The sequence below is a fragment of the Flavobacterium succinicans genome (genome assembly GCF_001662485.1).
Lineage (GTDB): Bacteria > Bacteroidota > Bacteroidia > Flavobacteriales > Flavobacteriaceae > Flavobacterium > Flavobacterium succinicans_A.
In genome coordinates, this window is sequence record NZ_JMTM01000053.1 from 158,702 (window position 1) to 171,657 (window position 12,956).

Consider the following 12,956-nt stretch of genomic DNA (forward strand, 5'->3'; position numbering starts at 1 on the left):
ACCGTTCTCGCGCGACAAGCAGTTTGGGATTAATCAGCGTCATCTTTCGGATTTGCCAAATCTTCCAAATACAAAACCAATTTTTCCATTAAGCCAAATGCCCAAATTGCTTATAGCGTGTGTGCTTGTTGCACAACTAAAATTCCCTCTTAAAATTCTGATTTATCAAATCATTTAAAATGTAATATATTGATTTTAATCGAATTACTCACTTTAAAAAGTTGATTAAAAGTTAGATTTAGTCTTTTTTTTAGTTGTGCAACAGCCAAGTGTGTTAGCTGCTGTCTTATATATTTATTCGTTTATTACTTATGATTTCAGCAGTATTTGTAGCTCTAATTCTTATTTTATAATTAATTAAGATATCCTCAATAGACAAATCTCCAGTAAAAAATGTTGAGCTAAAATCTTCAATTAAAGTAGGAAAAGAAACAATAGCGTTTACTCTTCTGTTTATGTCAATTATTCCTTTATTTCTGAAGTAATTTACGGTTTGAATAATTTGATCTATCATACAGTTTGGATAATCAAAATTTTCTTTAAAGGCATTTTCTAAATTGTTTACATATTTAGTTTCAATGGCTAAAATCCAATCCGTTTGGGTATTCTGTTGAGGAAATATTATGCATTCACATTGTCTAGAGTATATCCCTGTTGAAATTTCTAAAGCATTATTATCAAAACCATCAAAATAAATAGGAACTCTATTCACGTTTTGAATGTAAACGTTTCCTTCTATAGGTTTTGAATTTAATAATACAACATTACCACCATTAATATTTGTATAATCCACAACATAAAGCTCTGGCGAATTTTCTGTTATTATATTATGAGTAGGGAGCAATTCATTAATTTTATTCAGCATACTCAAAATAGTTTAACATATCATAATACTCATCCATAATATCTTTTGTAATTTCATTAAAATAATGTTTAGTAACTGTTTTAGTTCTTTCGTCTAATACAGAAATTAACTCACCATTTTTAACTTGCCAAATTGAAATATATTCTGGATTCAACCAAGAGTTATGACTTTTTAATTCATTTTGTTCGTCCAAAGGCATTTTATCTTTTATAGTATATCCTAATAAACAATTGTTTATTGCGTATAGAATGTATGGACTATGGGTGGTTAGTAATAGTGAATGGTTTCTTTCTGATTTTAATTTATTTAAAAGATGGTATATTAAATCTCGTTGAGTTTCAGGAAAAAGATTTTGTTCAGGTTCTTCAATTATAAAGTTTGTATTATGATATGTAGTTCTTGATAAAAATACATTGGCTATTTTTTTAATTTCTAAATTTGAAATTTCAATTTTTTCTTTGACATCTTGCTTTTCTACTATATCTTTTAATCTTTTGGGACTAATAATATCTGTGAAATGTTTAGAAATAAAATGATTTATTGAATCTAATTCATTTACAGAGTTAGATATGTTTTCATCATAAAAGGTTTCCGTTAAATACTCGATGATTAAAATTAGTGGTATAACTGATTGTAGTCCACTTGAACCTTCTCTTAATAAAATTTCTTTTTTAATTTTATTAAGAAATAAAACATCTAAATCATTTTCTTCGCTATTATAAAAATCTATTCCTAAATTTAATATTGGCAATGAATTTTTTTTCGTAAATTTTCTTTTAGCACTATACCAATCATAAACAAAACTCATTATATTGTCATTTGTCTCTTTGTATCTGCTCAAATTTGGTATAACTGAAACAAAATTTCTTTCTGAAGGGATGTAAATATTTTTTTCTTTCTTATAAGAAATATTATTCTTTTTCTTTTTTATAGTTTCTTTTAATTTTTGCCCTTTATAACTGATTTTAATAAAATCAGTTTCATATTCTATATATGATTTATCAGAAAAATAATTTTCACTTAATCTATGAAAATCTAAAAGTTGTTCAGAGACTTTATATTTATATTCACCATCTAATATATGTCTTTTTTCAACCCATTGACAATAACTTATGATTTTAGCAATAGTGCTTTTTCCACTACTTTGCGGTCCCATTAAAATATTAACCTTGTTCAATTCAAGTTCAATATTTAAAATTGGTCCTATATTTTGGATTATTAATTTCTTCATTTTTTTTCTAATTACTACAAAATTAAGAAAATTAAGTTTTAGAAACTATTATATTGTTAATCGACTATATTTTCTGTGGGAAACTTGCCCCTAACGTCCCGCTTTCCACTACAATCGGGGCTAAAAACCAACATTTGGCTTTATTAGGTTACATTTTGAATTCAAAAAGTGTAAAAATAAAAAGTACTTTTGCAAAAAACATTCGAACTTTGAAAACCCTTCACTACAAAAACACCTCTATCGCATTCACCGACACGGGAAAAGGAACTGCTATTGTTTTATTGCATGGCTTCCTAGAAAACCAATCGATGTGGAGTGCTTTAGTACCCGTTTTGAGTCAAAAATACCGCGTCATCACCATCGATTTGTTAGGTCACGGCCAAACCGAACCTATGGGTTACCTCCAAACTATGGAAGACAATGCCGATGCAGTACACGAAGTGCTTTCTAGTTTGCGTCTGCGAAAAGCGGTTTTCATCGGGCATTCAATGGGCGGTTACGTAGCTTTAGCCTACGCCGAGTTGTATCCTGAAAGCGTCAAAGGCTTGGTGTTACTCAACTCCACCGCCAAAGAAGACAGTCCCGAACGTAAAACCAACCGAGACCGCGCCATTATAGCGGTAAAAAAAGATTACGAAACCTTTATTCGTCTTTCTATCGCCAACTTATTCAGCGAGGACAACCGCGACCGACTAAATGACCGCATCGAAAAAGTAAAAATAGAAGCTTTACAAACGCCCCTACAAGGCATCGTCGCCTCTCTCGAAGGGATGAAAATCCGTAAAGACCGAGAAATCTTGCTCCACACTACAGCTTTTCCTAAACTATTAATCCTAGGAAAAAAAGATCCCGTTTTGAACTACGAAGAAACCGTCACTCAAATTCAGGGAACCACCGTTGAGTTGGTAACTTTCCCAGACGGTCATATGAGCCACATCGAAAATGAATCCGATTTGACTAAAGAATTAGTACAGTTTTTGAAAAAAATTTAAAAGTATTTATCGGGATAGATATCCTTTTTCGACCAGCTCTTCTTTATTTTTGATGTGGTGTAATTTACTTTCTTTTAATAAAGTCAACCGTGTAGAAATACCAATTATACTTTCATAATTATGATCCGTAATTATTATCCCTTTTTGAACAGCGCTTTTTAGGATTAAATCATTAATTTTTTCAATCAATAAGGGCGACAATCCATTGTAAGGTTCATCAAGTAGCACAAATTTAGAGGAGTTATTGAGTACTAGCTTGATTTCCAAATATCTTAACTCTCCTGAAGACAAATCACCAATATTTTTATTCTGCAAAGTTGTTATCATTTCATCATTATAAAAGGCACTGATTTCATTCTTCTTTATGGATAAAGCTATTACTTGGGCTACAGTAAAATTTTTGGGCAGAAAATTATCTTGTGATAAATAACATATTTCATTAAACAACTCACTTGTTTTGGACTTTACCACACCGTCCACTCTAATAAATTTAAAATCAGCTTTTAAAACACCAAAAATAATCTGCAATAATGTAGATTTACCAGAACCATTTCTCCCCAAAAGCCCTATGATATCTCCCGTTTCGCATTTCAAATAAACATCAGAAAGAATTGGTTTTAAATCAAATTTCTTCTGAATACTATCTATTTCTAAAACGTGTTTCATCCTAAATTTTTCTAATAAAATGATACACTAAATTCAGTAATACAAGCAATACAAAGGTCATCATCCAAGAAAACAAAAACAAAACAGGCTTAGAAATTTGATTATTATAGTAAAACAAATACTCATTTTTACGATTAATCTCCTTAAACAAAAGACTACAAAAAAAACCTATACTCAAAAAACAACTATTAAAAAAATCAGTCCCTCCAAACAATAAAGGCAATAGACAAACCGCACAATTAAGCAAAATTGTAGATTTAAAAAACTGAAAAATAGTGATGATTTTTACCCAACTCATATCTAATTAACTTTCTCCTTAAATGGAATTGCTGGGTCTAAAATTTCTTGCAACAAACTCACTAATTGCTCCAAGTAAGCCGTCAAAATAGCCGCATTGATAGTAGTTTCTTCCGTTTTATCTTCTTTTAAAGTAAAAGGCAAAAATCCAGCTTTACTATTTTTAAAAGAGATAATACCCGCTTGTATCGGTTGTTCTTTGGCTAGGGTTTCATACATAAAGGCATACGCCAAAATTTGAATGATTTTGTCATTTTTAATGTCATCCACTAATCCGTTCCAAGATTTCAAGGTAACATTGCTTTTCTCTACTTTACCTGTTTTATAATCTATAATTCGAATAGTACCGTTTCGGACTTCAATTCGGTCAACATTACCCGCAATTTTTACTGGAAAAGGCAAACTCGGATGCTCCAAAACACGCTCAAAAGTCGCTTCCAAAGCCAAAATTTTAACAGCATCGCCGGCTTTTATGGATTGCAATTCCGATTTTAAAAAATTAAACACATTGCGTTTCGCTACTTCAAAAGCTAATAAATTCCGTCCTTTGGAAATTTCGCCTTCTTTATACACCAATTTAAATTGTTTCAACACCTCGGAATCAATTTTTTGAATAGCCTGCTCGATATCTTGTTCCGAAATGAACTTATCTATAAAAGGCGTGTACAATTCCTCCAAAGTTTTGTGAATAATTGTACCTAAAGTATTCAAAGCTATGTTCTCTTCGACTTCTTCTGTATCTCGAATACGTACTATTTTTTTGAAATAAAAATCAATAGGATTCCGAATGTAACTAGTCAAGGCCGAAGGTGAAAATCCTTTCTCTGCAATTTCTTTCAAACGCTCCATAACCAATGGCGACTTTTCAACACTCATCGGCAAGTAAGCCGAATCTGGGACAGTGGCATTGTAAATCTCATGAGTAAGTATATGATTCGGACGTTTCTCCACTTCGAGTTGTGTGATGAAACGGCTTTTTTCACCACCATCTAATCCTTCATTTTCGGTATTGTAAATCAAATAAATAGTTTTGGCACGCTGCAATAAATGATAAAAATGATAGGTATAAATAGCATCTTTTTCTTTAAAAGTAGGCAATCCCAATTCTCTTTTGACATCATAAGGAATAAAAGAATTCATTGATTTACCCGCAGGAAATTTTCCTTCATTCATTGAAGTCACTATGACGGTATCAAAATCCAATACCCTGCTTTCCAAAACTCCCATAATTTGCAAACCATTCAACGGCTCTCCTTCAAAGGAAACCTCAGCCAAATCAATTATCTGTTTGTAAATAGCAAAAAGCGTCGGTATTTGATCAATATGCAAGTGTTGAGCATAATAACTCTTCAACTTGTTAATCACCGTAAAAATTGAAAACACAAAAGCTTTGGTTAATTTCTCTTCTTCATTATCATTACTCAAATTATTGCGTAAGAGCAACAACAAACTAGAAATAACGTCTAAAACTGCCATAGAACCATTGTCCCATTTTTGAAACAACAAATCGAATAATGGATTCGTTTGGTTTTGGAGCTCAAGTATTTTTTTAAGGGTAATAAAAGTGTAATTATTCTCTTTTATAATCCGAACCAAATGGCCCGCGTTTGCAAAAGATTCTACTAATGGATGCGTAAGAATATCGAGTACATCTTTATAATAAAACACATACTGGGAAGGATTCCTTTTTAAAGCATTCGTATGCATTTTAAACAATTTTGCTACTAGCAATTGCGCTGGGTTATTTTTACTAGAATACCCCATAGTAATATTTAACGCACCAACTGAAGCAGGAAGAGAATACAACAACGGCACCAAAAGATTTTCCTCACCTAAAACTACTGCTACTTTATCGAGATTCGGCACCTGTTGTTCAGCAATGGTCTTTTCAATAAGGCTACCCACAATTTTGGCTTGCCCAATAGTTTTTGGTGTCCCAATTATATGAATGTTTTTAGATTTAGAAAAATCATCCTTTATCCATTCAAAAGGGTGGGATTTGTAGTGCTTCCAACTTTCTTTAAATCTTCGAATAAATAATCCAGCATCATGATAGGGATCATTCAAAAATGTTTGATCAGCATCCCAAAAAATAGTAGCTTTATCAATACTGATTAAATGCTGAATAATTTTCTCTTCGGCAGCATTTAAAGCATTAAACCCAGCGAATACGTAAAATTTAGACCCAGTTTTTTTTGAAAACAAAGAGAGATTAGCTACCGCTTCTCTATAAATCAGTCCCTGATACCCTGTCTTTTTTTCTAACAAATAGTGGTATAACGATTGGTAATAATGAGGCAACAATTTCCAGAAATCAATATAATTTTCAAGTAATTGCGTTTTATCTTCTACTGCTATTCCCCATTTTTTAATATCTTCAATATCTTTTAAATAAGATAATACGTGATTCGGATCCAATAAATAGCGATCGATTTCATTAAAATCCTGCAATAACATTTTGGCCCAATTGGCAAATAATTCAAAGGATTGTTGGTTTTGTTTCGAAGTGATTGACAAATAGACTTCATAAAATTCAAATAATAAGGCAATCGAATCTATTGAACGAATTCCAGAAACGTCTTGAACAAAATCCTCTATACTTGTTATTTCAGGACAAAAAACAGTTCCAGTAATTTGTCTTTTTAAAGCCTCTATTAAAAAGATTTTAGCCCTCTTATTGGGAAGAATGACTATAGTATTCGAAAAATCTTCAGAATAATTAGTGATTAATTGAGTCGCAATTTGGTCTAAAAAAGAGTGATTTGTCATTTTATAAATATAAAAAAAGCCGTTCAATTAAGAACGGCCTTTAAATAATATTTAAAATAATTTAATTATTTAATGTTAACACTCGCTCCGTCAACACCACCAACATAAATTACTTCAGTTCTTCTGTTTTCAGCTCTACCTTTAGCAGTTTTGTTAGTTGCTACTGGTTTAGTTGATCCAAAACCGTTAGAAGACAAATTAGCTGGATTAATTCCTCTTGCTACTAAAGCATCTACTACAGCTTTAGCTCTAGCTTGTGAAAGTTTTTTGTTCATAGCTGGCTTTCCAACATTGTCAGTGTGACCATTAACTTGGAATTTAGCTGTTGGGTAGTTTTTCAAGATTTCTTTGATAGCGTCTAAACTAGTTGCAGTTGCTGGTTTAGCAGCATCTAAAGTAGATTTACCAGTTACAAAGAAAATAGATCTAGCTTGAACTTTTAAATCTTGAAGTACTTTTTCATCAACTACTGGACAACCTTTGTTTTCTTTAGGACCAGCTACGATTGGACAAGCATCTTCTAAATCTGGAACACCATCTTTATCAGCATCTAATACTACTGGAATTGGACAACCTTGATTATCTTTTGGACCAGCAACTGTTGGGCATTTGTCATCTTTATCAGCAACACCGTCACCGTCTGTATCAGGACAACCTTTTGTTGAAGCAGGACCAGCAGCATCTGGACAAGCATCATCTTTATCAGCAATTCCGTCACCGTCTGTATCAGGACAACCGTTGAAAGCTGCTAAACCAGCAACATCTGGACAAGCATCACTTCCGTCAACGATTCCGTCACCCCGTCTGTATCAGGACATCCGTTGAATTGTTTTAAACCAGCAACTTCTGGACAAGCATCATCTTTATCATAGATTCCATCTCCGTCAGTATCTTTACCTCCAAATTTGAAAACGATACCAGCTGTATGTTGCACTAAAGATGGAGACTCTGGATTTAAACCATCGTTTCTTTGATCATTAGGCAATGCCATTCTGTACCCAGAAGACAATGCTAAACCAACATTTTCAGTAAACCAAAAAGTCAATCCAACTCCTAAGTTTACGTGACCAAAGCTATCTTTTCCTAAGAAAGTATACCCTCCACCAGCTTGTAAGCTTGGATCAAACCATTTTGTACCGATTAAATCCATGAAAGAGTACTTTACTGTTCCATCGATTCCGTAAAACATTAAATCTCCAGGATTTGTTACACTCATTCCTCTTGCATCAGCATTACTAGCAGTTGGATTAAAATTCACAAATTTATCAATTTTGTTAACTGATCCAGCCAATCCAAAAGAGAAACCTCCACTAATATGTCTAGACACATTAATGTAAGATACTGAAGGAAGAATATTCCAATTGTCTTTTACAGCAAATGGCTGAGAAAAATGTTGTTGAAACCAATTCACGTGTTCTGGACCAGCACTCGATCTTGAATCAACTGCATTAGCTCCAATGGTAATAGCCCAAGGATTGTTACTGTCTTGCGCTTGCGAAGAAAAACCCGCAGCCATCAATACAGCAACTAAAAGTTTGTTAAGATGTTTCATAATGATTCTATTAAAATTTAGTTAATTATAAACAAAAATAGCAACTTATTTTTTAGTGACAAAATTAAAAGATAAAAAATACCTACAAAAAATAACGAAGCTGTTTGCTTTAAATAACTTTTAAAGCTTTCCCTACTTTTTCAAAAGCAGCCAAAGCACTGTCTATGTGCTTCTTAGTATGGCTTGCCGATAATTGAACCCTGATTCTAGCTTTCTCTTTTGGCACTACTGGAAAAAAGAAGCCTATAACATAAACCCCATTCTTTAACAATTCATTAGCCATTGTTTGTGCTAATTTAGCGTCATACAACATAACAGGCACTATAGCTGAATCCCCATCAATTATATCAAAACCAGCTTTAAGCATCCCTTGTTTGAAATAATTGGTATTCCATTCTAACTGATCTCTCAAGGTTGTATCTTTCTCTAACAATTCGAAGACCTTAATAGAGGCACCAACTATAGCTGGAGCCAATGAATTTGAAAACAAATAAGGTCTTGAACGTTGACGTAATATTTCAATAATCTCTTTTTTAGCTGTAGTATAGCCACCCATAGCTCCTCCTAAAGCTTTTCCAAGGGTACCTGTAATTATATCAACACGCCCCATTACTCCTTTAGCCTCTAATGTTCCTTTTCCTGTGGCTCCAATAAAACCTGCAGCGTGACATTCGTCTACCATTACCATTGCGTCGTATTTATCAGCCAAATCACAAATCTTATCTAAGGGCGCTACAAGTCCATCCATAGAGAAAACACCATCAGTAACAATCAATTTAAAACGTGTACCTGCTTCAGTAGCTTTGATTAGTTGCTGCTCTAAATCTTCCATATTGCTATTTTCATAACGATATCGAGCCGCTTTACACAAACGCACACCATCTATTATAGAAGCATGGTTCAAACTATCTGAAATAATACAGTCTTGCTCTCCTAATAAAGGTTCAAAAACACCTCCGTTCGCATCAAAAGCTGCTGCATACAATATAGTGTCTTCTGTACCATAAAAATCGGCAATCTTTTTTTCTAAGGTTTTGTGAATATCCTGCGTACCACAAATGAAACGAACGGAGGACATACCGAAGCCGTGAGAGTCTAAAGTGTCTTTTGCAGCTTGTATTACTTCGGGATGCGAAGAAAGTCCTAAATAATTATTGGCACAAAAATTAAGTACCGTTTCACCATTCACTGTAATTTCTGCACCTTGCGCTGAAGTTATGATTCTTTCTTTCTTAAAAAGGCCATTAGCTTCGATGGTTTGCAATTCGTTTTGCAAGTATTCTTGTATCTTACCGTACATAGTATGTGTTTTTATATTCTAAATTTAGTTTTTATGACAAATTTACTATATCGATTGCTAATCCGATATATACCAATACCTTTTTAACTACTTTATATCCCATTTTCTCAATAGCTTCTTGATAATTCTCCAATTGCTGCTGATATTTAACATTATGAACTCCTGTTTTGTAATCCAACAAAAGCATTTCATTGGTGCCTTGCAAAACCATACGGTCAGGTTTCATTGTTTTTCCTTCGTTTTGAATAATGGCTTGCTCATTAAAAACCTGATTTCCTTCCTCAAAATACCCCACCAACTCAGGATGTGAAACAATGGCTTGAATCGTTTGCGTCACCGTTGCAGTTTGCTCGAAATGAATCCAACCATTTGCCAAAGCAATTTCGATGGCCTTTTCAATATCTGTTTTATACTTTACCAGTGACAAGATTTCGTGCACCACGTTTCCATAAGCAATGGCCTCTTGCTGTTGTGTGCCCCACATTAAGGCCTCTTTTTGAGCAATCTTAATATTTTTGGGGTCTAAAAACGCTTCCATCACTGGAATTGACTTGGTAGAATCGATATGTTTTACCGCTTTTGAAAGTTTAGTAGCAGAACCAAAATCATAGGATAATTTTTCGCTATCAAATTGATTTTTACTCTCTAAATATTGGATAAAAAAAGTACACATATTGTTCTTTGGCACCTCACCTTTACTGGACAAATTCATATTAGAAATAATATACAATTGTTCCTCTGCCCTAGTCAATGCCACATACAAAACATTGATATTGTCCAATAATTCTTCTTGCTTTTTTTGATGGTAAACTTCGGATGCTTCTACTCCGAAACCCTCAACCGCACTACTATTATCAATCAAAACTTTCTCTAATCCAAGTTCTTCCTTTTCGGCATCGAGCCATAGTTTATCTTTGGGTTTTCGTGAATAATCTTCTTCTGCAAAAGGCATAATTACCACAGGAAACTCCAGCCCTTTGGATTTATGAATGGTCATTATTCGAACTGCATTGCTGCCTTCTGGAGAAGGAATACTGAATTTGGAACCATTTTTCTCCCAAAACACTAAAAAATCTGCTATTCCAGCTTGATTGCGAATGTCTCGCTCAAGCACAATATCTAAAAAATATTGCACATACGAATTGCTATTTTCTGCAGTCAAAAACTTAGCAATACTAATCTCGACCGCTTCATACAAGGCTTTTTTTCGGATATCCTGAAATGAAAATTGCACCCCAAATAACTGCTGCAACCAAGCCTCAAAATCAACTTCGTTTGACAATGCCATTCCTTGCGCAATGCAATCAGGGACAGCAAATAGATTTTGTTTGTTTTTGGCAATGAAATACAAAAAATTCACCTTGGCTTCTAAGTCATTGCTATTATTCAAATAGCGCAACAAATGAATCAAAAAACGAACTTCCGTGGCATTTTGTATCATCAGAGTCTCTGAGGACAGCAACGGAATGTTTTGTTCCGTTAAATAATTTGCTACCGCAATTCCTTGTTCGCGTTTTCGGGTAAGAATAACGATGTCTTTGTATTCAAATCCTTGAGCGATTACTTTTTGAATCGTTTGCAATGTTGCCAAAACATACAATGCTGTTTTATCAAGTGTTTCCTCCTCTTCCTCATTAGTCGCTGACTGAGGAATAAATGAAATATTTACATAACCTCCCGTTTTATCATTTGCTTTTTGATGGCTGTGATTTTCGTATAAATCTTTGTAATCTTCATTAGTAAATTCAGCCGATAACATCTTAAAAAAAGCATTATTAAAATCAATTACTTCTGAATAACTTCGGTAATTTTTATCCAAATGAATCAGTTTTTTATCTGGATTGCTAAACGGATTATGGTCTTTGCTCAAGGCGATAAATTGCTCTGCTTTCCCGCCTCTCCAACGATAAATGGATTGTTTCGGGTCGCCCACAATCATCAACGTTCCTTTTACGCCATAATCATCTTGACCCGCCAAGGCATTATCAATTAGCGGAATGAGATTTTGCCATTGCATTTCGGAAGTATCTTGAAACTCATCGATAAAAAAATGACGATAGCGCTCACCCAAACGCTCATAAATAAACGGGGCTGGTTGGTTTTGAATTTCTCGATGAATAATCGCATTGAACTCCGCAATGGAAAGCACATTTTGCTCTTCTTGAATTTTGGCCAATTCGTTGCTGACCGTATTCAATAAGGACAAAGGCGTGATGTTTTTTAGAAAGGCTTTATAAAAATTAATCTTTTCAAAAACTTTATAAATAGCAGCTAACTGACTCAAAAATTCAGGAATTAAGACCTCTATAATCGCTCTATCTTTGGCTGTTTTGTTGATTTTTATATCGTCAAATTCGTGATAGGTTTTGTTCTTAGGATTAAATTTTCCTTCTTGAATACTCAAAAGATGCTTTGGAAAATAAGCACCAGAAAATGATTTTGAATCAATGCCATTCGAATTGATTTGCTCTAAAATTGCAGCTGCCCCAGACATCGTCTCTTGTTCTAAATCGCGATTAAGTTGCAGTAACTTCTCTTTTATTTTTACAAATTCACCAATCGTAGTGTCTTGAAATTGCGCAATTTCGTTACGATTGTTTTCATTTAGCACTAGTCGACCCGTTTCTAATATTTCCCTTGAAATGTCCCAAGACTTATCATCATCGGTTTTTTCCATAGTGAAATCGATGAGTAGTTGCGTTAGCGTTGCATCTTCGCCAGCTTGAGCAATAATGGCGTCTACGGTTTCGACTAGTAAATTTTCGGTATCTAGTGTGACCTCAAATGTTACTGGCAAATTCAAATCGAGAGCAAAAGCACGAATGACTTTATGTGTAAATTTATCGATGGTAGAAATATCAAAAGCGGCATAATTATGAATTATATGCTTGATGATTTGTTGCGCTTTGGTTTTGATTTGAATCAAAGACAACTGAGTATCAATCGCCAAATCCTGCATTAAATCAAGCGCTTTCGAATTGGGTTCGTCTTTGGCAAATTCAGATAGGCTACCTACAATCCTGCTCTTCATTTCTTGTACCGCTTTGTTGGTAAAAGTGATGGCTAGAATATGACGATAGGCATCGTTTTTGGGGGCGACCAAAATAATTTTGAGATATTCTTTGACCAATGCGTAGGTTTTCCCCGAGCCAGCAGATGCGTCATAAATTGAAAAGGAAGTGCTTTGCATAGTTGTGATTATTTGTAAACCTTTCGTCTTTTCCTCTCAAAACTCTGAAAGGATAATAGTGAACAATAAAAATAAAATCTCTCGATTATCCTAA

7 protein-coding genes and 1 pseudogene are annotated in these 12,956 nt (G+C 33.9%); 1 reads left to right on the forward strand and 7 read right to left on the reverse strand.

All coding sequences use genetic code 11. The features are described 5' to 3' along the window. Nucleotides 1–286: 286 nt before the first annotated feature. Nucleotides 287–865: a hypothetical protein gene (locus FLB_RS09645; protein WP_064715745.1), complete on the reverse strand. Its 579-nt coding sequence runs from the start codon at nt 863–865 to the stop codon at nt 287–289. Continuing rightward, a complete protein-coding gene (locus FLB_RS09650) occupies nt 855–2,096 on the reverse strand; it encodes an AAA family ATPase (protein ID WP_064715746.1) in 1,242 nt (413 codons plus the stop codon). The genes FLB_RS09645 and FLB_RS09650 overlap by 11 nt, the downstream gene beginning before the upstream one ends. A gap of 209 nt (nt 2,097–2,305) precedes the next feature. Between FLB_RS09650 and FLB_RS09655 the strand changes: the two genes are divergently transcribed. Then, nucleotides 2,306–3,088: an alpha/beta fold hydrolase gene (locus FLB_RS09655; RefSeq protein WP_064715870.1), complete on the forward strand. Its 783-nt coding sequence runs from the start codon at nt 2,306–2,308 to the stop codon at nt 3,086–3,088. Between the two features lie 6 nt (nt 3,089–3,094). Here the strand turns inward: FLB_RS09655 and FLB_RS09660 are convergent, their stop codons facing one another. The 5 genes and pseudogenes from FLB_RS09660 to FLB_RS09685 form a co-directional block, all read right to left on the reverse strand. Beyond that, on the reverse strand, nt 3,095–3,754 hold the full coding sequence (locus tag FLB_RS09660) for an ATP-binding cassette domain-containing protein (protein ID WP_064715747.1): 660 nt from the start codon (nt 3,752–3,754) through the stop codon (nt 3,095–3,097). Between the two features lie 300 nt (nt 3,755–4,054). Further along, nucleotides 4,055–6,820 (reverse strand): PD-(D/E)XK nuclease family protein, encoded by a 2,766-nt coding sequence (locus FLB_RS09670; RefSeq protein WP_064715749.1) that lies wholly within the window; start codon nt 6,818–6,820, stop codon nt 4,055–4,057. 65 nt (nt 6,821–6,885) lie between these two features. Beyond that, nucleotides 6,886–8,372: pseudogene (locus tag FLB_RS09675) on the reverse strand (OmpA family protein). A gap of 109 nt (nt 8,373–8,481) precedes the next feature. Next, entirely contained in the window at nt 8,482–9,672 is a 1,191-nt protein-coding gene (gene kbl, locus FLB_RS09680) for a glycine C-acetyltransferase (protein ID WP_064715750.1), read from the reverse strand. 31 nt (nt 9,673–9,703) lie between these two features. Continuing rightward, a complete protein-coding gene (locus FLB_RS09685) occupies nt 9,704–12,862 on the reverse strand; it encodes a UvrD-helicase domain-containing protein (RefSeq protein ID WP_064715751.1) in 3,159 nt (1,052 codons plus the stop codon). Nucleotides 12,863–12,956 lie beyond the last annotated feature (94 nt).